Source organism: Vibrio sp. zbq_1, assembly GCF_043102935.1.
Lineage (GTDB): Bacteria > Pseudomonadota > Gammaproteobacteria > Enterobacterales > Vibrionaceae > Vibrio > Vibrio parahaemolyticus.
On the sequence record NZ_JBICJH010000041.1, the window covers coordinates 1 to 20,314 of the forward strand.

20 protein-coding genes and 1 tRNA gene are annotated in these 20,314 nt (G+C 45.0%); 15 read left to right on the plus strand and 6 right to left on the minus strand.

The window, feature by feature from the left end; genetic code table 11:
- Positions 1 to 128: 128 nt before the first annotated feature.
- The 10 genes from ACF8CV_RS17915 (at position 129) to luxS (ending at position 11,343) form a co-directional block, all read left to right on the plus strand.
- A tRNA-Arg gene (locus ACF8CV_RS17915) sits at positions 129 to 205 on the plus strand.
- A 569-nt stretch (positions 206 to 774) separates the two neighbouring features.
- Positions 775 to 1,032 (plus strand): oxaloacetate decarboxylase subunit gamma, encoded by a 258-nt coding sequence (locus ACF8CV_RS17920; protein ID WP_031851885.1) that lies wholly within the window; start codon positions 775 to 777, stop codon positions 1,030 to 1,032.
- Positions 1,033 to 1,064: 32 nt separating this feature from the next.
- On the plus strand, positions 1,065 to 2,852 hold the full coding sequence (oadA, locus tag ACF8CV_RS17925) for a sodium-extruding oxaloacetate decarboxylase subunit alpha (RefSeq protein ID WP_025523569.1): 1,788 nt from the start codon (positions 1,065 to 1,067) through the stop codon (positions 2,850 to 2,852).
- A 9-nt stretch (positions 2,853 to 2,861) separates the two neighbouring features.
- Positions 2,862 to 3,992: a sodium ion-translocating decarboxylase subunit beta gene (locus ACF8CV_RS17930; RefSeq protein ID WP_005462536.1), complete on the plus strand. Its 1,131-nt coding sequence runs from the start codon at positions 2,862 to 2,864 to the stop codon at positions 3,990 to 3,992.
- Positions 3,993 to 4,144: 152 nt separating this feature from the next.
- Positions 4,145 to 5,095 (plus strand): NADP-dependent oxidoreductase, encoded by a 951-nt coding sequence (locus ACF8CV_RS17935; protein WP_005480898.1) that lies wholly within the window; start codon positions 4,145 to 4,147, stop codon positions 5,093 to 5,095.
- Entirely contained in the window at positions 5,089 to 5,550 is a 462-nt protein-coding gene (locus ACF8CV_RS17940; RefSeq protein ID WP_005462564.1) for a YqaA family protein, read from the plus strand. The genes ACF8CV_RS17935 and ACF8CV_RS17940 overlap by 7 nt, the downstream gene beginning before the upstream one ends.
- A gap of 9 nt (positions 5,551 to 5,559) precedes the next feature.
- Complete coding sequence (locus ACF8CV_RS17945) at positions 5,560 to 8,403, plus strand: pitrilysin family protein (protein WP_138938309.1); 2,844 nt, start codon at positions 5,560 to 5,562, stop codon at positions 8,401 to 8,403.
- A gap of 156 nt (positions 8,404 to 8,559) precedes the next feature.
- The gene (gshA, locus tag ACF8CV_RS17950; RefSeq protein ID WP_015297257.1) at positions 8,560 to 10,128 is read left to right on the plus strand and encodes a glutamate--cysteine ligase; all 1,569 of its coding nucleotides are present in this window, start codon (positions 8,560 to 8,562) and stop codon (positions 10,126 to 10,128) included.
- Positions 10,129 to 10,152: 24 nt separating this feature from the next.
- Positions 10,153 to 10,758, plus strand: coding sequence for a hypothetical protein (locus ACF8CV_RS17955; RefSeq protein ID WP_171055965.1), 606 nt, complete (start codon positions 10,153 to 10,155; stop codon positions 10,756 to 10,758).
- Positions 10,759 to 10,824: 66 nt separating this feature from the next.
- Complete coding sequence (gene luxS / locus ACF8CV_RS17960) at positions 10,825 to 11,343, plus strand: S-ribosylhomocysteine lyase (RefSeq protein WP_005462534.1); 519 nt, start codon at positions 10,825 to 10,827, stop codon at positions 11,341 to 11,343.
- 61 nt (positions 11,344 to 11,404) lie between these two features.
- Here luxS and ACF8CV_RS17965 read toward each other — a convergent pair whose 3' ends face one another.
- Both ACF8CV_RS17965 and ACF8CV_RS17970 read right to left on the minus strand, forming a co-directional pair.
- Entirely contained in the window at positions 11,405 to 12,685 is a 1,281-nt protein-coding gene (locus ACF8CV_RS17965) for an HlyC/CorC family transporter (protein WP_005462557.1), read from the minus strand.
- A 125-nt stretch (positions 12,686 to 12,810) separates the two neighbouring features.
- Positions 12,811 to 13,605, minus strand: coding sequence for an inner membrane protein YpjD (locus ACF8CV_RS17970; RefSeq protein ID WP_005462565.1), 795 nt, complete (start codon positions 13,603 to 13,605; stop codon positions 12,811 to 12,813).
- 212 nt (positions 13,606 to 13,817) lie between these two features.
- Between ACF8CV_RS17970 and ffh the strand changes: the two genes are divergently transcribed.
- The 5 genes from ffh to rplS all read left to right on the plus strand — a co-directional run bounded on the left by ffh (position 13,818) and on the right by rplS (position 17,401).
- Positions 13,818 to 15,200 (plus strand): signal recognition particle protein, encoded by a 1,383-nt coding sequence (gene ffh, locus ACF8CV_RS17975; RefSeq protein WP_005462555.1) that lies wholly within the window; start codon positions 13,818 to 13,820, stop codon positions 15,198 to 15,200.
- A gap of 209 nt (positions 15,201 to 15,409) precedes the next feature.
- Positions 15,410 to 15,658 (plus strand): 30S ribosomal protein S16, encoded by a 249-nt coding sequence (gene rpsP / locus ACF8CV_RS17980; protein WP_005379962.1) that lies wholly within the window; start codon positions 15,410 to 15,412, stop codon positions 15,656 to 15,658.
- 28 nt (positions 15,659 to 15,686) lie between these two features.
- A complete protein-coding gene (gene rimM, locus ACF8CV_RS17985; RefSeq protein ID WP_005462552.1) occupies positions 15,687 to 16,235 on the plus strand; it encodes a ribosome maturation factor RimM in 549 nt (182 codons plus the stop codon).
- Between the two features lie 27 nt (positions 16,236 to 16,262).
- A complete protein-coding gene (gene trmD / locus ACF8CV_RS17990) occupies positions 16,263 to 17,006 on the plus strand; it encodes a tRNA (guanosine(37)-N1)-methyltransferase TrmD (RefSeq protein WP_005462562.1) in 744 nt (247 codons plus the stop codon).
- A gap of 41 nt (positions 17,007 to 17,047) precedes the next feature.
- On the plus strand, positions 17,048 to 17,401 hold the full coding sequence (gene rplS, locus ACF8CV_RS17995) for a 50S ribosomal protein L19 (protein WP_005462554.1): 354 nt from the start codon (positions 17,048 to 17,050) through the stop codon (positions 17,399 to 17,401).
- A 335-nt stretch (positions 17,402 to 17,736) separates the two neighbouring features.
- On the opposite strand, the gene yacG is transcribed toward rplS, so the two are convergent.
- The 4 genes from yacG to ACF8CV_RS18015 form a co-directional block, all read right to left on the minus strand.
- Positions 17,737 to 17,931, minus strand: a complete 195-nt coding sequence (gene yacG / locus ACF8CV_RS18000; RefSeq protein WP_005462546.1) for a DNA gyrase inhibitor YacG — start codon at positions 17,929 to 17,931, stop codon at positions 17,737 to 17,739.
- Between the two features lie 68 nt (positions 17,932 to 17,999).
- Positions 18,000 to 18,740 (minus strand): cell division protein ZapD, encoded by a 741-nt coding sequence (zapD, locus tag ACF8CV_RS18005; RefSeq protein ID WP_015297254.1) that lies wholly within the window; start codon positions 18,738 to 18,740, stop codon positions 18,000 to 18,002.
- Between the two features lie 27 nt (positions 18,741 to 18,767).
- Positions 18,768 to 19,382 (minus strand): dephospho-CoA kinase, encoded by a 615-nt coding sequence (coaE, locus tag ACF8CV_RS18010; RefSeq protein WP_005480887.1) that lies wholly within the window; start codon positions 19,380 to 19,382, stop codon positions 18,768 to 18,770.
- Positions 19,383 to 20,252 carry an A24 family peptidase gene (locus ACF8CV_RS18015; protein ID WP_138938307.1) on the minus strand — a complete coding sequence of 290 codons (870 nt, stop codon included), beginning with the start codon at positions 20,250 to 20,252 and terminating at the stop codon, positions 19,383 to 19,385.
- Positions 20,253 to 20,314 lie beyond the last annotated feature (62 nt).

The window sequence follows — 20,314 nt, forward strand, 5'->3', positions numbered from 1 at the left end:
TTAGCTCAGCTGGATAGAGTACCTGGCTACGAACCAGGCGGTCGGAGGTTCGAATCCTCCAGGACGCGCCACTTTTTAGGGTTTCCTTGTGAACTCCTGATATTGGTAATACTGATATCGAAAACTGCGCGTCCTTAGCTCAGCTGGATAGAGTACCTGGCTACGAACCAGGCGGTCGGAGGTTCGAATCCTCCAGGACGCGCCACTTATCAAAAAGCCTCGCTTATGCGAGGCTTTTTTTGTATCTGAAAAACAAACACTCGCTACTTATTCTCTAGTCTGCGCTGTCAAAGTAGGTTTCTTTTCTTATCTGATTGAACTGCAATGTCACTTTGCGTATCTAGTCAATCATCTCTAATAATTCATCATCGGTGCTCCATGCTTTCTTCGTTTCCAGCAAAATGATGACTAGCGTGATTTAAATAAAATATGTTAATCACATGTTGTAATGGTGTTTTTGTTTTGATCTTTACTCCTATCTTTTTGTTTTAATAGTTCTTTCTTTTAATCTCACTTGTTTTGTTTTGAAATCTTAATCGCAGTTTTCTCGTGCTCTTTGAATTAACCTGTTTATATATTGAGCATTCGTTCTAACTCGATGGTTTAAGTTTGAATTGTGATCTGGGTAGTGAATAAATAATCAATTATGGAGATTATTTAAATCCTTCCTTAAACAAAATTGACAAAATTTGACCAATCGAGATAATCCATTGGTCGGGATTTGACGCTAATAAAGTCCTGCACGTTGTCAGGATGACAAAGAAAGGAAGCAACATGACGAATATAGGAAGCCTGCTAGTAGATGCGGCCACCCTTATGGTTACGGGGATGGCGGTCGTATTTATTTTCCTCACCATTCTTGTTTATCTCGTTCGGCTATTGTCGAAACTGGTACCAGAAGAAGTACCAGAGCCGATCGCAGCACCAAAAAAAAATACCAAAGTTCAATCAACCTCTTCAGCTGTTAGTCCACAAGTAGTGGCAGCGATTTCAGCGGCGATTCATCAACATCGCGCTTCAATCGCGAAGTAGCCGAATATAGGATTAAAAAGGAGTTTAAGAGCATGTCTAAACCACTAGCTATTACCGATGTGGTCCTTCGAGACGCCCATCAATCACTGTTTGCTACGCGTATGCGTATCGAAGATATGCTGCCTATCGCAGCTGAGTTGGATAAGATTGGATACTGGTCCCTAGAAACCTGGGGTGGTGCAACGTTTGATTCGTGTATTCGATTCCTTGGGGAAGACCCTTGGGAGCGTCTACGTGAGTTGAAAAAGGCGATGCCAAATACACCAATGCAAATGCTACTTCGTGGTCAAAACCTTTTAGGATATCGCCATTATGCTGATGACGTAGTAGAGAAGTTCGTTGAGCGTGCTCATGCCAATGGTATGGATGTATTCCGTATCTTTGATGCGATGAACGATGTTCGCAATTTCCAAAAAGCGGTGAAATCGGCGGTAGATGTTGGCGCTCATGCGCAAGGCACCCTGTCATACACAACAAGCCCTGTTCACAATACGGATACTTGGGTTGATTTAGCAAAGCGTTTGGAAGATCTCGGTTGTCATTCTCTGTGTATTAAAGACATGTCTGGCTTGCTAAAGCCTTACGAAGCGCAAGAGCTAATCACACGCATCAAAGCCTCTTGTGATGTACCACTGGCACTCCACTGCCATGCAACCACTGGTCTTTCTACCGCTACGGCAATCAAAGCGGTAGAGGCTGGTATCGACATCCTCGATACGGCTATTTCTTCGATGAGCTGTACTTACGGGCATACCCCGACAGAAACGGTTGTAGCAATGCTGCAAGGTACTGAGCGCGACACCAACCTGAAACTTGATCAACTAGAACCTATTGCAGCTTACTTCCGTGAAGTACGTAAGAAATACGCGAAGTGGGAAGGGCAACTAAAAGGCGTGGATTCTCGTATCCTTATCGCTCAAGTGCCAGGTGGTATGTTGACGAATATGGAAGGTCAGCTAAAAGAGCAAGGTGCAGCGGATCGTATCGACGAGGTGTTAGAAGAAATCCCACGTGTACGTGAAGATCTTGGCTTTATTCCTCTCGTAACACCGACGTCTCAGATCGTTGGTACTCAAGCCGTCATTAACGTACTGACCGGCGAGCGCTACAAGAGCATCACTAAAGAAACCGCTGGTGTTCTCAAAGGTGAGTACGGTGCCGCTCCTGCGGCAGTGAATGCCGATCTACAAGCTAAAGTCCTTGAAGGCAAAGAGCCAATTACGTGTCGCCCTGCTGATTTGTTAGAGTCAGAAATGGAAGCTCTCACGGTGGATTTAATGGATAAGGCTCAGTCTGAAGGTATTAAGCTTGCGAGTGAACGCGTTGATGACGTACTTACCTATGCGTTGTTCCCTCAAGTTGGTCTGAAGTTCCTTAAAAACCGTGGTAAACCTGACGCTTTTGAACCAGCGCCTACATTGGAAAGTGCAAAACCAGTTGCAGCACCTGCTGCTCCAGTCGCATCTGGTAGCGTAGAAACTTACAGTGTTCGCGTTGATGGACAAGTCTACGAAGTTGAAGTGGGGCCAAAAGGACAATTGACTTCTGTGACGCCAAGTTCAGCTTCTGCACCAGTGGCCGCTCCCGTTGCTCCTGTGACGGCAAATGCGGAATCGGTTCCTGCACCGCTTGCAGGAAACATCTTTAAAGTGAACGTTCAGCCGGGTGCTGAAGTCGCGGAAGGTGATGTCCTACTGATCCTTGAAGCAATGAAGATGGAAACGGAAGTTCGTGCAGCTCGCGGTGGTATCGTTCAAGAACTGAACGTTAAAGAGGGTGATGCCGTTACTGTTGGTGCACCTCTTCTCAGCTTGGCGTAAGGGAGTATCATGGACGGATTGATGACCTTATGGTCAGAAACAGGGATCGCTAACTTTGAGTTTGGCCAAATCTGCATGATGCTGGTTGGCTGTACGCTGTTGTTTTTAGCGATTCGTAAAGGCTTTGAACCATTACTTTTATTGCCAATTGGCTTTGGCGCTATCTTAGCTAACATTCCTAATGCAGGCTTTACTGAGCCGGGCGGTTTGTTGTACTACGTCTACTATATCGGGATCGAATCGGGAGTTTTCCCATTGTTGATCTTTATGGGCGTTGGTGCGATGACGGACTTTGGCGCATTGATCGCGAACCCGAAAACACTTTGGTTAGGGGCGGCAGCGCAGTTTGGTATTTTTGCGACCTTGTTTGGGGCGATTTTGCTTAACTTTGTGCCGGGGATGGAATTCTCGATGGCAGATGCATCATCGATCGCCATCATCGGTGGTGCTGATGGTCCAACGGCGATCTTCTTGGCCAGCAAGTTGTCGCCAGACTTATTGGGGGCGATTGCGGTAGCGGCATACAGCTACATGGCATTAGTTCCGATCATTCAACCGCCAATTATGAAAGCGCTGACTACCAAAGAAGAGCGTGAAATCAAAATGGCACAGCTTCGTCATGTTGGTAAGTGGGAAAAAGTGTTCTTCCCGATGGCCGTGCTGTTGATGACAATTCTGTTCCTACCTTCTGCGACACCATTGGTTGGTATGTTTTGTCTCGGTAACCTGATGCGTGAAGCGGGTGTGGTGGATCGTTTATCGAAAACTGCACAAAATGAACTGATCAATATTGTGACTATCTTCTTGGGTTTAGGGGTTGGCTCGAAACTGCAAGCTGACCAGTTCTTAAACTTGGAAACATTAGGCATTCTTGGTCTAGGCGCTGTGGCGTTCAGTATCGGTACAGGCGCAGGTGTTCTCATGGCTAAGCTTCTTAATAAGTTCTCAGAAGAGGACATCAACCCACTCATTGGCGCGGCAGGGGTGTCTGCCGTACCTATGGCTGCGCGTGTGGTGAACAAAGTCGGGCTTGATGCAAACCCTCAAAACTTCTTGTTGATGCATGCGATGGGACCAAACGTAGCTGGTGTACTTGGCTCCGCGGTAGCGGCAGGTATTCTGTTGGCCTTGGTTGGATAAAGACTCTTGTAACACGTAAATATAGTTATCGTGTTGAAGATAAAATTATCAACCAATTTACATGCTTGCCATTAACTTGGTTAAACAAAATGGTTTATAGTCAAAGGGATGCTCCGGCATCCCTTTTTTATTTGTCCCTCAGGGAGTGAGTTATGGAACATAAACAGATTGTTATCACTGAGTTTGGCGACGCCAATGTTCTGGCGATTCAAAGCGCTGAAACTCCGATCCCTAAGTCTGGCGAAGTGTTGGTCAAGGTGCATTATGCTGGCGTTAATCCTATCGATGTCAAAACACGAGCGGGACTTGGCTGGGCTGCTTCCCAGAATAAAGACAAACTGCCTTGGGTGCCAGGTTACGATATTTCTGGGAAAGTCGCCTCTTGTGGTACTAAGACTTCTCGCTTTGCTGTGGGAGATGAAGTGGCCGGTTTTATTGGCTTTCCTCTCCAAGGTGGTGGTTATAGCCAATATGTTTGTGTTCCGGAGTCGGAGCTAAGTCACGTGCCAAGTTCGGTCACGCTAGAAGCGGCGGCGGTTTTACCATTGGCAGGGCAAACCGCTGCTCAAGCATTAAGCAAAGCGAATGTCAGCGAATGCGATAGAGTATTAATTCTCGCAGGAGCGGGTGGCGTAGGGCACTTAGCGGTGCAGATTGCTGTGGCGACAAAAGCCGAAGTGTTTACCACCTGCAGTGAACGAAATTTAGACTACCTCGCCACACTTGGCGCTCATGCAGTGAACTATCAATTTGCACCAGTGTCAGAACGTGTTGAAGGCGTTGATGTTTTAATTGATTTGGTTGGTGGAGATGCGGCTCTAGATGCTCTCAAGTGCCTAAAAGACAATGCCCGCGTGATCACGGTACCAACGATTAGCGCTGAATTAATTTGTGACAAGGCCAAGCTGTTAGGCTTCGAGGCAAGCGGTATGTTGGTTGAGCCAGATCCTTCACAGTTAGACACGTTGTTGTACATGGTAGGTGTGGGATTACTTAAAACAGAAGTGCAACACATTTACCCAATGGCTGAAGTTATCGCCGCACACCAACAAGTGGAATCGGGGCGAACGAGAGGCAAGGTATTACTTGATATGACATGCTAGACGCATTCAATTCAGCTTTTGAACATTTAGCCCTTTGGTTTTCTGATTCAGCATTGTGGGTGCTTTTTTTAACGGGCTTTCTGAGCGCCACCTTACTGCCTGGTGGCTCTGAAGCTGGGCTGATAGCAACTCTCTCACTCAATCAATATGCGGTTTCTTCTATTCTTTTGGTTGCCACAATAGGTAATACGCTTGGTGGCTTAACCAATTACTGGCTTGGGTTATGGATCCCCAATAAAACCCAAGAAGAAAAACATGGTCATACCGCTTTAAAGTGGCTAGCAAAATATGGCTACTGGGGATTGTTTTTCAGTTGGTTACCAATTATTGGTGATCCGTTGTGTCTCGCGGCTGGATGGTTAAGGATGAAATTTCTGCCGTGTGTGATTTTAATATTTTTAGGAAAAGCCGCTCGGTACAGCTTGTTGGCGGCCATTTATCTCGGATTATTTTAAGGAAAGTACATGAGAATGTTTTGGGTTGGCGCGTGCTCACTGTTAGTGATCACGGGCTGTGCATCAAATTTCCCTGTTTCATCGTTGCCAAAAGGGGTGACTTTCGTCGAATCATCGAAAGCAGAAGACGGCAAAGTTAAGATCCCATATCAAAAATACAAACTCGATAACGGCTTGACCGTAATTCTAGCGCCAGAGGGCTCTGATCCATTGGTACACGTTGATGTCACGTATCACGTCGGTTCAGCTCGTGAAGAAATCGGTAAGTCGGGCTTTGCGCACTTCTTTGAACATATGATGTTCCAAGGTTCAGAGAACGTTGGCGATCAAGAGCACTTCAAAATCATCACAGAGGCGGGTGGTACGTTAAACGGTACGACCAATCGCGATCGCACCAATTACTTTGAAACCGTTCCTGCGAATCAGCTGGAAAAAATGCTGTGGCTTGAATCGGATCGTATGGGCTTTTTGCTTGATGCGGTTTCACAGCGCAAATTTGAAATTCAACGATCTACGGTGAAAAATGAGCGTGCGCAACGTTATGACAACCGCCCGTACGGTTTGATTTGGGAACGTATGTCTGAAGCGTTATACCCAGAAGGTCATCCTTACTCATGGCAAACCATTGGTTACGTTGAAGATCTTGACCGTGTTGACGTGAATGATCTTAAAGCGTTTTTCCTGCGTTGGTACGGTCCAAATAACGCGACGATCACGATCGGTGGTGACTTAGATGTCGAGCAAACACTGGAGTGGGTAAACAAATACTTCGGTTCCATTCCTCGCGGTCCAGAGGTTGAAAACGCACCGAAACAACCAGCTAAGTTGCAAGAAGACAAATACATTACGTTGGAAGATCGTATCCAACAACCGATGGTAATGATTGCGTGGCCAACCACATACAGCGGCGAAGAGAGCCAAGCATCTCTGGATACGCTATCGGAAGTATTAGGTGGTGGTACCAACAGCGTGCTGTACCAAGATTTAGTGAAGACGCAAAAAGCGGTTGATGCGGGTTCCTTCCATGACTGTGCAGAGCTTGCGTGTAATTTCTATGTATACGCGATGGGAGATTCTGGAGACAAAGGTGATCTTTCGACCTTGTACGGTGAGCTCATGAAATCGATGAGCAAGTTTGCAGAGAAAGGCGTCACTGACGATCGTCTGGAGCAATTGAAAGGTAAAGCTGAAGCGGATGCGATTTTCGCGCTTGAAAGCGTGAAAGGTAAAGTCACACAGCTAGCGTCGAATGAAACTTTCTTTGGCCAACCTGATTTGATTGAAAAACAATTGGAACAGATTCGCGCCGTGACTCCTCAATCTGTTGAGAAGGTGTACCAAAACTTTATTCAAGGTAAGTCGAAAGTCACCTTGAGCGTGGTACCAAAAGGCAAAACGGATCTTGCTGTTAAGTCTGCGACATTTACAACGCCAGAACGTACCTTGCCAGAGTACAAAAAAATTACCGATGATCAGTTAGCCTATCGCCGCGCAACGGACAATTTTGATCGTTCAGTGCAGCCACCGGTCGGTGAACCAGTGAAAGCAACAATGCCAGAACTGTACAATGTGCACTTTGACAACGGCTCTGAACTACTCGGCACCGTGAGCAACGAAACTCCGACAGTCATGATGCAATTCAGCTTGCCTGCGGGCACGCGTTTTGTGGAAAAAGGCAAAGAAGGCCTAGCGCAACTGACGGCCGCTATGTTGCAAGAAGGAACGACCAAACGTAGCGTGGAACAAATTCAAGCTGAGCTCGATAAACTCGGCAGCATGATCTCTGTCGATGCCACAGGCTACACGACGAACATCAGCGTTTCTTCTTTAGAAAAGAATTTAGAGCCAACACTGAAAATCGTTGAAGAGATGCTGCTATCGCCAGCGTTCAAACAAGAAGATTTTGATCGTGTGAAAATGCAGGCACTCGAAGGGCTTGTGTACGAACATCAAAATCCAAGTTGGATGGCATCTCAAGCAAGTCGACAAGTGCTGTATGGCGATTCTGTTTTTGCACGCCCGAAAGACGGCACGCAGGCTGGTGTCGGTGCGCTAACGCTTGATGATGTGCGTGAGTTCTACGCTAAGCACTACACACCGCAGAGTGCACAAGTCGTGGTGGTGGGTGACATTGCTAAACAAGACATTGAGCAGAAGCTTGCATTTTGGGCTGAATGGAAAGATGAAGCGGCACCACTTTATGCTCCTCAAACAATACCAGCATTAGGTGAGCAGAAAATTCATCTTGTCGACAAACCAGGGGCACCGCAAAGTGTGGTTATGATGGTTCGTCAAGGCATGCCTTATGATGCCACGGGTGACTTTTATCTGAGCCAGCTCGCGAACTTTAACCTAGCGGGTAACTTTAACAGTCGCATCAACCAAAACCTGCGTGAGGACAAAGGCTACACCTACGGTGCTTACGGTTACTTCTCGGGGAATCCTGAAACCGGTTCGGTTGTATTTACCGCGCAAGTTCGTGCCGATTCGACGGTCGCATCGATTATCGAGATGGAAAATGAGCTGAATGAATACGCTCAATCTGGAATGACTGATGAAGAAATGAAATTTATGCGCCAAGCGGTCGGTCAAAAAGATGCACTGAAGTATGAAACGCCGACACAAAAAGCGGAACTCATTAGTGATATTCTCAAATACAACCTCGATCAAGATTACTTGCAGCAAAGAAACGCTATCGTTGAGAAAGTGGATAAGCAAACTTTGAATGCATTAGCTCAAAAATGGTTTGATCCGAATGACTATCAAATCATTGTCGTTGGTGATGCTAAATCACTTCGTCCTCAACTAGAAAAGTTGGGGAAAGACGTAGAAGAGCTTGAAATCATTCGATAGAGTACACATTTAATAGCGGAGAGTGATCTCTCCGCTATTCATCTAGATAAGCGACTTTTAATGGGTTGTTTATCTAGATGCATGAACTATCAATAACTTAGCTTTCACTTGTCCCGAGCGACAAGTGTCCTGCTCCTAATATAAGCGAACCTCATTTTGACTGATTTTGCTGCGCGACTAAAAAAAGTTGCATCAAACCCCGAAGTATTTAAGCAGTTTGGACGCGGTGTTGAGCGAGAAACTTTGCGCTATCGTCAGGATGGACACCTAGCAACAACACCTCATCCAGAGGGTTTGGGCTCAGCGTTCACAAACAAATGGATCACCACCGACTTTTCTGAATCGTTGCTGGAGTTCATCACTCCGGTTTCTCATGACATTCCAGAATTGATGGCGCAACTGAAAGACATTCACCATTTCACTCAAACCAAAATGGGCGAAGAAAAGATGTGGCCACTTTCTATGCCATGTTATGTCGGCAGTGAAGATGATATTCAGCTTGCTCAGTACGGTTCATCGAACTCGGCGAAAATGAAAACATTGTACCGTGAGGGGCTAAAACGCCGTTACGGCAGCTTGATGCAGATTATTTCTGGTGTTCACTTCAACTTTTCATTCCCTGAGTCATTTTGGGATGCGCTTTATGGTGAGCAGGATGAGCAAGCTCGCCAAGACACCAAATCAGCCGCTTACTTTGCTTTGATTCGTAACTATTACCGTTTTGGTTGGATGATCCCTTACTTCTTTGGTGCATCGCCAGCGTTATGTGGTTCGTTCATTCAAGGCCGTGAGACTAAACTCCCGTTTGAAAGCATCGGTGGGACTCTGTATCTCCCTAAAGCGACGTCTCTTCGCTTGAGTGATCTTGGTTATACCAACAGTGCTCAAAGCGTATTGAAAATTGGTTTCAACAGTATTGACCAATATCTTGAAGGTTTAGGTGATGCGATTCGTCGACCATCTGAAGAATTCGCAAAAATTGGAGTAAAAGTGGATGGTGAGTACCGTCAGCTCAATACCAACATTCTCCAGATTGAAAATGAATTGTACGCACCAATTCGTCCGAAACGCGTAGCGAAAAGTGGTGAGAAGCCTTCAGATGCTTTGAGTCGTGCGGGCGTGGAATACATTGAAGTGCGCTCATTAGATGTGAACCCATTCAGTGCCGTTGGTGTTAGCGAAGAGCAAGTTCGTTTCTTAGATCTTTTCCTAACGTGGGCGGCGTTGTCAGATTCTGACCCAATGGATAACTGCGAACTAGAATGCTGGCGTGACAACTGGAACAAAGTGATCATTTCTGGTCGTGAAAAAGGTTTGATGCTGCAGATCGGTTGCCAAGGTGAACGCTTATCTTTGCAAGATTGGGCGAAACGAGTATTCGTTGAGTTGCGCCAAATTGCAGTAGAGATGGATTCTGCGGCTGGTGGCGATGCTTACCAAGCTGTATGTGACAAGTTAGAAGCATGGATTGATAACCCTGAACTGACGATTTCTGGCCAATTGCTTGAGCTAACCAAAGAACTTGGTGGACTTGGCAAAGTAGGTTGTGCTCTTGGCATGAAGTTCCGTGAAGAAAATCTGGCTCACGGTTACCAACATTACTCGCAAGATATAATGGAAACGGAAGTGGCTTCTTCAGTTGAGAAACAGCGACAAGCGGAAGAAAGCGATACGTTATCTTTTGACGAGTTTCTGGAAAACTACTTCGCTTATCTAAAACAATAATCAATAAGTAAGGATTGGGTGGGATTGAACATTAAGCCGTTGGTTGTATCGGTTCTAGGAAGTGTGTTGCTTGCGGGATGTGCGACAGCGCCACCAAAACAGCAAGATAACCTATGTGAGATATTCCGAGAAAAATCTGGTTGGTATGATGATGCGAAAGATATGGAAAAAGAGTGGGGAACGCCCATTCATGTTGCCATGGCCATCATCAAGCAGGAAAGCAGTTTCCGCCATGATGCTAAACCACCCAAAGATTACGTATTGGGTTTCATCCCTTGGGGACGCGTAAGCAGTGCGTATGGCTATGCTCAGGCTCAAGATCCAGCTTGGGATGACTTCCAAGATTCCACCGGACAAGGTGGTTCGCGCACCAATTTTGATGATTCGATAATGTTTGTTGGGTGGTATACCCACGAGACTCGTCGCCAGTTAGGCATTTCATTGTGGGACCCTTATAACCAGTATCTGGCCTATCATGAAGGGCGAGGCGGTTATAAACGTAGAACTTACAAAAGAAAGCCTAGTTTGATGAAAGTGGCTCGGCGCGTTGAGCAAACCGCAAAGACTTATGGCTGGCAGCTGAAACAATGTCGTCAGGAACTGGAAGACAACAGCAGCTGGTTCTTTTAACCCCATTTGGGTATAAAAACCAAACCAATACCTCAAGGTGTTGGAATTACAATCAGGAGAGATGTAATGCCTTTACTCGATAGCTTCACCGTAGACCACACTCGCATGAATGCACCAGCAGTGCGTGTCGCGAAAACCATGCAAACTCCAAAAGGAGATACCATTACGGTTTTCGACTTACGCTTCACTGCGCCTAACAAAGACATTCTTTCAGAGAAAGGCATTCATACACTAGAGCACTTGTACGCAGGTTTCATGCGCAATCACCTAAATGGTGACAGTGTGGAAATCATTGATATCTCACCGATGGGATGTCGCACTGGTTTTTACATGAGTCTCATTGGTACGCCTTCTGAACAGCAAGTCGCAGACGCATGGCTTGCTTCTATGGAAGATGTGCTAAAAGTGGAAAGCCAGAACAAAATCCCTGAGCTAAATGAGTACCAGTGTGGTACTGCAGCGATGCATTCTTTAGAAGAAGCACAGCAAATTGCCAAGAACATTCTAGCCGCAGGTGTGTCTGTTAATAAAAACGACGAGTTGGCTTTGCCAGAATCAATGCTAAAAGAGCTGCGCGTAGACTAAGTTCTTTTGGAACGGCAACACAAAACAAAAAGCCTGACATGAGTCAGGCTTTTTGTTTTGGTTATTTGGACGTTGATTTTTTCTTCTTCGGATAGACTCGAACTAATTTGATTCGGTTTTCTTCGATTTCAACAATTTCCATCGGGTGGCCCGCGACACGGACACTTAAATGACTCTCTGGAATATCTTCTAGGTGTTCCAAAATCAGACCATTCAAGGTTCTAGGGCCATCGGTAGGTAAATCCCATTTCAAACCTTTGTTGATATCGCGGATATTGGTGCTGCCTTCAATTAAGAAACTACCATCGCCTTGTGGGCTGATTTCATCAGACAAACTAGGAGAAATAGACGTCGTGAACTCACCAATGATCTCTTCTAGGATGTCTTCAAGGGTGATTAGACCGATAATATCACCGTACTCGTCTACGATCAGACCGATGCGCTGCTTGTTGCGCTGGAACTTCAACATTTGTACGTTCAGCGGCGTGCCTTCAGGAATGTAATACACTTCATCTGCCGCGCGCAGTAACGTCTCTTTGTTAAACTCGTTCTTTTCTAGCATCAAACGGTACGCTTCACGTAAACGCAGCATACCAACCACTTCATCGATTTGGTCGCGATAAAAAACGATTCGACCGTGTGGCGAGTGTGTTAACTGACGAACAATGGATTTCCAGTCATCGTTAATATCGATACCCGTAATCTCATTACGTGGCACCATAATGTCATTTACAGTAACGTGTTCGAGGTCGAGAATAGACACCAACATGTCTTGGTGACGACGAGGGATAAGTCCGCCAGCTTCATTTACGACCGTGCGTAACTCTTCCGAACTTAGATGGTCCTCTACCGTGTGATCAGCTTTCACGCCAAGCAAACGAATGAAACCATTAGTAATAAAGTTCACCAGCATTACGAGCGGTGATAGCACTTTCATTAGGATAGTGAGCAAGATGCTGCTCGCGTAGGAAACACGCTCTGGATACAGCGCTGCAACGGTTTTTGGTGTGACTTCGGCAAACACCAAGACAACCATAGTTAGCGCACCCGTTGCGATCGCGACACCTAAATCGCCGTATAGGCGCATGCCGATGATGGTCGCAATTGCTGAAGCAAGAATGTTCACGAGGTTGTTGCCGATAAGAATAAGACCAATCAAGCGATCTGGTCGGTCTAATAACTTTTCGACACGTTTGGCGCCCTTATGCCCACTTTTCGCTAAGTGCTTCAAGCGGTAACGGTTCAAAGACATCATCCCTGTTTCTGAACCAGAAAAATAACCTGATATGACGATAAGACACGCGAGTAGCGCAAATAAGATACCCGTAGATATGTCGTCCAAAACGTAGCTGTTCCTTGTATGTTTTTGGCAATTCAACAGCAAAGTGAGCTGCGAATTCAATGAATTAATGCGTACTGTATTTTATCTGTCCGCGAATATAAAGGATTAAGGAGCCCGAGAGCTCCTTAATTCAAGATGATTTCTTTTACAAAACGACTGCCAAAATAGGCCAACGTTAATAACGTCGCACCAGCAACCGCAAACCACGTTACTTTTCGACCGCGCCAACCTTTATGGTAGTGGCCCCAAAGTAAGATGGAATAAACGATCCACGCAATGAAGGAAAGAATACCTTTATGCGCTTTGCCTTGCGCAAACATGTCTTGTACAAACACAAAACCAGTGATGAGTGTGCCTGTCAGCAGTAAGTTACCAATCAGAATGATTTTAAATAGCTGACGTTCAACCATTAAAAGCGGTGGTAAATTAGGGTTAATAGCCAGCGACTTCTTCGCTTTTAATTTGTGATCGAGCCAAGCCAATTGCAGCGCGTACAAAGCGCCGATGGTGAGCGTTGCATAAGAAAATAGTGCAAAAGAGATATGAATAAGTAGCTTCGGGTCATTTTCTAAGTGCTTGACAAACGTGCTTGGTAAAAATGTGGCAGCAGTTAAGTTGATGGCAGCAAAGCTATAAACGACAGGCAATAAAAACCACAGTCGGTTTTTCAACATTGCAATGCTCATGACCAGCGAAATAATAAAACTGATCAAAGACGCGACGTTAAGAATACTCAGGTTTTGACCAGAACCATCAAATATCAGGTCACTCAAAATCCACGCATGAAAAACAAGCGCACAGGCAGCACTGGCAAACACTGTTTTTGCTTTGATTCCTGACTGTTGAGAGAGTCCAGGTATGATGGTCGCAATCGCCAAAACGTAGAGCATGGCGGCCGCGATGGCAATTAAGCTATCCATGAATCCTAAATGTTGTTGTGCACGGTGACGAAATTATACCTTGCATTACTCTTTGGGGCTACGTTATATGCGTCATCAATCATGAGAGATGAGATATTGAAATTAACAAGTTAGCCCTCAACTTAGTTATAAGAGTAGTGTTCGGGTATGACTGTGACGTTGGCTAAGGTATACTCACCCTAATTAATCGCCATTTTAGCGAAGAGACAAAGATGTTTGAGAATTTAACGGATCGATTATCCAAAACGCTGAAAAATATCAGTGGCAAAGGTCGTCTGACCGAAGACAACATTAAAGAAACCCTACGTGAAGTTCGTATGGCCCTTTTAGAGGCTGACGTTGCACTTCCTGTTGTTCGCGAATTCGTAAACCGCGTTAAAGAAAAAGCGGTTGGCGTAGAAGTTTCTAAATCCTTAACTCCGGGCCAAGAATTCATCAAGATCGTTCAAGCAGAGCTTGAAGCGGTAATGGGTGAGTCTAACGAAGCGCTTAACCTAGCAGCACAGCCGCCAGCAGTACTTTTGATGGCAGGTCTACAAGGTGCGGGTAAAACCACATCGGTAGGTAAGCTATCTAAGCTTCTAAAAGAGCGCGATAAGAAGAAAGTGCTTGTGGTGTCTGCCGACGTTTACCGTCCTGCGGCGATCAAACAGTTAGAAACACTAGCATCAGACATCGGTGTCGACTTCTTCCCATCTTCACCAGATCAAAAGCCACTTGATATTGCTAACGCAGCAATCGACCACGCGAAGAAGAAATTCTACGACGTATTAATTGTCGATACCGCGGGTCGTTTGGCTATCGATGAAGAAATGATGGGGGAGATCAAAGATCTTCACTCAGCTATCAATCCTGTTGAGACGCTGTTCGTTGTTGATGCAATGACAGGTCAAGATGCGGCGAACACAGCAAAAGCCTTTGGTGATGCACTACCACTTACTGGTGTGATTCTTACTAAGGTTGATGGTGATGCGCGTGGTGGTGCTGCGCTGTCAGTTCGTCATATCACGGGCAAGCCAATTAAGTTCTTAGGTGTCGGTGAGAAAACTGACGCACTGGAACCATTCCACCCTGATCGTGTTGCATCGCGTATTCTTGGCATGGGCGATGTTCTGTCTTTGATTGAAGACCTACAACGCAATGTTGACCAAGAAAAAGCAGAGAAGCTAGCGAAGAAGTTCAAAGAGAAGAAAGGTTTCGACCTTGAAGACTTCCGTGAACAGCTAGGTCAAATGCAAAACATGGGTGGCATGATGGGCATGCTAGACAAGCTACCAGGTATGTCTCAGCTACCATCTGACGTGAAAGACAAAGTCGATGACAAGATGTTTAAGCAAATGGAAGCGATCATCAGCTCAATGACGATGAAAGAGCGTCAACGTCCTGAAATCATTAAAGGTTCGCGTAAAAAGCGTATCGCTGCAGGTTCAGGTGTACAGGTTCAAGATGTTAACCGTCTACTGAAGCAGTTTACCCAAATGCAGAAGATGATGAAGAAAATGCAGAAGGGCGGCATGAAAGGCATGATGCGTAACATGCAAGGCATGATGGGCGGTATGGGTGGAGGCGGCGGCTTCAATCCATTTGGTCGATAATTCATCGATGTGACTATAGTTTCAGGGTGTTAGCTGCGTCACAAACTTGAATTTCGATTTATGTTGGTGAAAAAGTAACTAAACCCTTGCATTGCTCCGGGATAAGAGTAAAATTCCGGAGCTTTATTTTGGCACGAGACCCCAGATTGTTCAGGTTATTGAACGGTTTTTGGGGTTAATTTTATTTTTGAGAAAGCAAAGAGGACGACATGGTAACCATTCGTTTGGCACGTCACGGCGCTAAGAAGCGTCCATTTTATCAAATCGTAGTAGCGGACAGCCGCAACGCTGCAACTGGCCGTTTCATCGAGAAAGTTGGTTTCTTCAACCCAACTGCTAAAGGTCAAGAAGAAGGTCTACGTCTAGACCTAGACCGCGTTAACCACTGGGTTGGTCAAGGCGCGTCTGTATCTGACCGCGTTGCTAAGCTAGTTAAAGACGCTCAAAAAGCGGCTTAATTTTTACTTCAGAAGTAGAAACTAGTTTATGTCGATGAAAGGTAAAGAAACAATGAGCAACGAAAAGATTGTTGTAGGCAAGTTTGGTGCTACTTACGGCATTCGAGGTTGGCTTAAGGTTTTTTCCTACACAGACAATGCTGAAAGCATTTTCGATTACAGCCCTTGGTATATTAACCAAAAGGGCAAGTGGGTTGAGTACAAAGTAGAAAGCTGGAAGCGCCATAACAAAGGTATGGTGGCTAAGCTGGAAGGCATGGATGTTCGTGAAGACGCGCATCTAATGACTAACTTTGAAATTGCTATTGACCCTGCAGTACTTCCTGAATTGTCAGAAGATGAATTCTACTGGCGTGAATTGTTTGGAATGCACGTAGTAACCACTAAAGGTTACGATCTAGGTGTCGTTACTGACATGCTAGAAACTGGCTCAAACGATGTTCTGGTTGTTAAAGCAAATCTTAAAGATGCTTTCGGGCAAAAGGAACGACTAATTCCGTTCCTTGAAGAGCAAGTGATCATCAAAGTTGATCGCGAAGCTCAACGGATCGAAGTTGACTGGGATCCTGGATTCTAATCTCCAAAATTACAGAGCGAGATAAACATGTGGGTTGGCGTTATTAGCCTTTTTCCTGAAATGTTCCGTTCTGTTACTGATTTTGGAGTAACAGGTCAAGCGGTTAAAAAAGGTCTTTTGTCGATTGAGACATGGAATCCTCGCGATTTCACTCACGACAAACATCGCACTGTCGATGACCGACCTTACGGTGGTGGCCCTGGTATGTTAATGATGGTTCAGCCTTTACGCGATGCCATTCATACCGCTAAGAAAGCCTCACCGGGTAAGACGAAAGTCATTTACCTATCTCCTCAAGGTCGTAAGCTCGACCAAAAAGGAGTCGAAGAACTGGCAACAAATGAGAATTTGCTTCTGATTTGTGGTCGTTATGAAGGGGTAGATGAGCGCATCATTCAATCTGAAGTCGACGAAGAATGGTCGATTGGGGATTTTGTGATGACGGGTGGTGAGATACCAGCCATGACGTTAATTGATTCTGTATCTCGGTTTATTCCGGGCGTATTAGGAGATTTTGCGTCAGCAGAAGAAGATTCTTTTGCTAATGGCTTGCTAGATTGCCCTCACTATACGCGTCCAGAAGTATTGGATGACAAAGAGGTGCCATCGGTACTGATGTCAGGCAATCACAAGGACATTCGTCAATGGCGACTAAAGCAGTCGCTGGGCCGAACTTGGCTTAGAAGACCAGAGCTCCTGGAAAACCTAGCTCTGACTGACGAACAGGAACAATTACTTGCAGAGTTCATTAGTGAGCATAATGCAAAGTAACCTAATTTATTTAGTATCAGTTTATTCTAGGAATTTTAAAAATGAGTAACATCATCAAGGCTCTTGAAGAAGAGCAAATGAAATCAGGCCTACCTAAATTTGCACCAGGTGACACTGTTGTAGTTCAGGTTAAAGTTAAAGAAGGTGACCGTGAGCGTCTACAGGCTTTCGAAGGCGTTGTAATCGCAATCCGTAACCGTGGCCTGCACTCTGCTTTCACTGTACGTAAGATCTCTAACGGTGAAGGTGTTGAGCGTACGTTCCAAACACACTCTCCAATCGTTGATAGCATCGAAGTTAAACGCCGTGGTGCAGTACGTCGTGCCAAGTTGTACTACCTACGTGAGCGTTCTGGTAAGTCAGCTCGTATCAAAGAGAAACTTGCTAAGAAGTAATGCTATAACTAGCGTTCTCATTAAACGGAGTCCTTTTGGGCTCCGTTTTTTTATGTTTGCCTCATAACTGGCTATTTCTCTTTCTACCGTTGTCATCGGTGCTCAGTACTGGCGTAAACTCCGTTCCTTATCCTTGCTATAGTAAAATACACCTTCGCTTAATCCTCTGAAATTAAGTCGAATTGCAGATAGAAAGGCTGTAAACCAAGAGAGAAAGAGAACTGTTTTTCGACAGGCAATAAAAAAGTTGACGCTTTCACGCCAACTTTCTCAACTTTTAGAACCTAGAACCTAGAACCTAGAACCTAGAACCTAGAACCTAGAACCTAGAACCTCTAGTATTGATCTTCTGACCAGCCGTCACTGTCTGACATATCTGGGGCGCCAGCAATGGCATTTTCTTCATCTGCCCATTCACCAAAATCGATCATTTGGCACTTTTTACTACAGAAAGGGCGATGAGGACTTTGTTCTCCCCATTCAACGTCGGTACCACATTGAGGGCATTGAACGATAGTAATTTTAGACATAGTTGAATCGTCCCATTGTAATCTTGGTATTAAAGCGAAGTATTTAGAATAATAGCCTGATGTTTTGATTAGCTACAAACGGCTAATTCAAACTCGACATCTTGTGTGCATGCCTGACCATTTTCAAAAGCCATAAATTTAATCGCAAAACGATTTTTATGACCTGAAATCATAGGGTAGACGCCATACTTCATAGGAATATGAAGTCGGAGGATATTTGCTTCATCTGCGTCACTTTGGAAGAATCCTGCGCGCGCGATTTGGGCTTTAAAATGGCCGGTTTCACGAGCAAGTTTTAGCCACAAGGTGAGCGCATCGGAAAGCGGTTTCAAACTCTTTTGCCATTGGTTGGCATCTTGCTTTTTACGTTCAATAGGCAGATGAAGCCAATAGTGTAATGCAGGTAAATCAAAGCAGCACGAGCCTCCTGGCAGATTGAAACGTTGGCGAATAGAGCTAAGGAAGCGATCTTCTTTTAACGCTTGACCAAAACGCTCCGCACCCATTAATTGACTATGAACCACATCAATTTCATTGAGTAACGAATTGAGGGCTTCTTGATCAACACCTTCTACATTTAGCCAATGGCGATAGGAGAGGCGCTGTTTCTCAAGATCTTTAGCCAATTCACTTTTTAGTTGGATCTGCTCGAAGATCTCTACCATGTCAAAAAGAGCACGGAAAAAAAGTTGATACTGGTGATTATCGGCAAAACCAGAGGCCAAGTGAGCCTGACGCAGCAGAGACTCTACTCTTAGATAAATACGAGTTTTCTCATTTAACGGATGTTCAAATTTGTGCGTGGTCATCGACATAAGCCTTGGTGAGTTTCATTCCTATTTTCGCAGATTTTTCTTACACATGGCTAGGTACTTTTCGTGCAAATCTGTGATTTGAAGCAAAAGATCTGGGTCATTTGGATTGTTTTTAACCACATCGTCAGCGATATCGAGTCTCTGCTGTCTCGAAGCTTGAGAGGCGAGAATCGCATGTGCTTGCTCTTCACTTACGTTGTCGCGTTTAACGGTGCGAGAAATTTGAGTTTCAGGTTCTACATCTACAACGAGGACACGATCGCACAAACTATCGAGGTTGTTTTCAACGAGTAATGGCACGACCAATAACGCATAATCCGACGTGACCTGTTGAAGGTCTTCTATCATTTTTTCTCGAATGATCGGATGTAACAATGCATTGAGCCAAGCTTTTTCTTCTGGATTAGAAAAGATTTTTTCGCGTAACTTGGCACGATCTAAGGTGTTGTCGTCATGCGTAATGTCTTGACCAAAATGTTGAATGATTGCATTTAACCCGGGAGTTCCAGGTTCGACGACTTCTCGTGCGACAATATCTGCATCGACAATATCAATTTTAAACTGCTGCTTGAACAGATTCGCTACGGTAGTTTTACCGCTGGCGATACCACCCGTTAAGCCTATTACCAAAGCCATTTACACCCCTAAAATTGACGTGAAGTACCAACTTAGAATTTGGTCGCCCCAGATTAAGCTTACCCATCCTGCAATCGCTAAATATGGGCCGAAAGGGAAAGCTCTCTCTATACCTTGTTTTTGTAGTCGTAACTGAACGAGCCCGAATATCACACCGACGACGGAAGAAAGTAGGATGATCATTGGTAATGATTGCCATCCTAGCCAAGCGCCAAGGGCAGCCAGCAATTTAAAATCACCGTAACCCATCCCTTCTTTACCAGTAAGCAGTTTGAAACCCCAATATACTGACCAAAGACACAAATAACCGGCAATCGCACCAATTACGGCGTCTTGTAGACTAACAGGGCTTATTTCTGTTAATGCTAACGCAATGCCAGCCCAAGTTAATGGTAATGTTAATTGGTCCGGTAGCAGCATAGTATCGAGATCGATAAAAGTCGCGGCTATTAAGACAAATGTGAAAAAGATTAACGCAACCGTAAAGTAGCTAAAGCCGAAATGATAAGCCACAAAACCAGCGCACGCTGCAGTGAGTAATTCTATCAGCGGATAGCGAGGACTAATTGTGGTATGACAATGATGGCATTTTCCTTTTAACAATAGCCAGCTGATTACTGGAATATTGTCTCGAATACGAATTGGCGTTGCGCAGTTTTGGCACGAAGAGCGAGGCACGCTCAATGTCAAAACTTCTTTAGGTGGCTTAATCTTATATTCAGGGAATGATTCGGCGCATTCACGGCGCCATTCTAATTCCATGATTTTAGGTAGCCGATAAATGACCACATTAAGAAAACTACCCACAATTAAACCGAAGATACTGGCAAACACAACGAATAGCCAAGGGTAGTACTGGAACACTTCCATATTTGTCTCTTGAGCGATAAGTCAAATCAGCAACATGCTGTTTTGAAGGGATTAACGGCTCA

Coding starts and splice junctions, on each gene's coding strand:
- ACF8CV_RS17920 (WP_031851885.1), top strand. CDS start 775: ATGACGAATATAGGAAGCCTGCTAGTAGATGCGGCCACCCTTATGGTT.
- oadA (WP_025523569.1), top strand. CDS start 1,065: ATGTCTAAACCACTAGCTATTACCGATGTGGTCCTTCGAGACGCCCAT.
- ACF8CV_RS17930 (WP_005462536.1), top strand. CDS start 2,862: ATGGACGGATTGATGACCTTATGGTCAGAAACAGGGATCGCTAACTTT.
- ACF8CV_RS17935 (WP_005480898.1), top strand. CDS start 4,145: ATGGAACATAAACAGATTGTTATCACTGAGTTTGGCGACGCCAATGTT.
- ACF8CV_RS17940 (WP_005462564.1), top strand. CDS start 5,089: ATGCTAGACGCATTCAATTCAGCTTTTGAACATTTAGCCCTTTGGTTT.
- ACF8CV_RS17945 (WP_138938309.1), top strand. CDS start 5,560: ATGAGAATGTTTTGGGTTGGCGCGTGCTCACTGTTAGTGATCACGGGC.
- luxS (WP_005462534.1), top strand. CDS start 10,825: ATGCCTTTACTCGATAGCTTCACCGTAGACCACACTCGCATGAATGCA.
- ACF8CV_RS17970 (WP_005462565.1), bottom strand. CDS start 13,605: ATGGATAGCTTAATTGCCATCGCGGCCGCCATGCTCTACGTTTTGGCG.
- ffh (WP_005462555.1), top strand. CDS start 13,818: ATGTTTGAGAATTTAACGGATCGATTATCCAAAACGCTGAAAAATATC.
- rpsP (WP_005379962.1), top strand. CDS start 15,410: ATGGTAACCATTCGTTTGGCACGTCACGGCGCTAAGAAGCGTCCATTT.
- rimM (WP_005462552.1), top strand. CDS start 15,687: ATGTCGATGAAAGGTAAAGAAACAATGAGCAACGAAAAGATTGTTGTA.
- trmD (WP_005462562.1), top strand. CDS start 16,263: ATGTGGGTTGGCGTTATTAGCCTTTTTCCTGAAATGTTCCGTTCTGTT.
- rplS (WP_005462554.1), top strand. CDS start 17,048: ATGAGTAACATCATCAAGGCTCTTGAAGAAGAGCAAATGAAATCAGGC.
- yacG (WP_005462546.1), bottom strand. CDS start 17,931: ATGTCTAAAATTACTATCGTTCAATGCCCTCAATGTGGTACCGACGTT.
- zapD (WP_015297254.1), bottom strand. CDS start 18,740: ATGACCACGCACAAATTTGAACATCCGTTAAATGAGAAAACTCGTATT.
- coaE (WP_005480887.1), bottom strand. CDS start 19,382: ATGGCTTTGGTAATAGGCTTAACGGGTGGTATCGCCAGCGGTAAAACT.
- ACF8CV_RS18015 (WP_138938307.1), bottom strand. CDS start 20,252: ATGGAAGTGTTCCAGTACTACCCTTGGCTATTCGTTGTGTTTGCCAGT.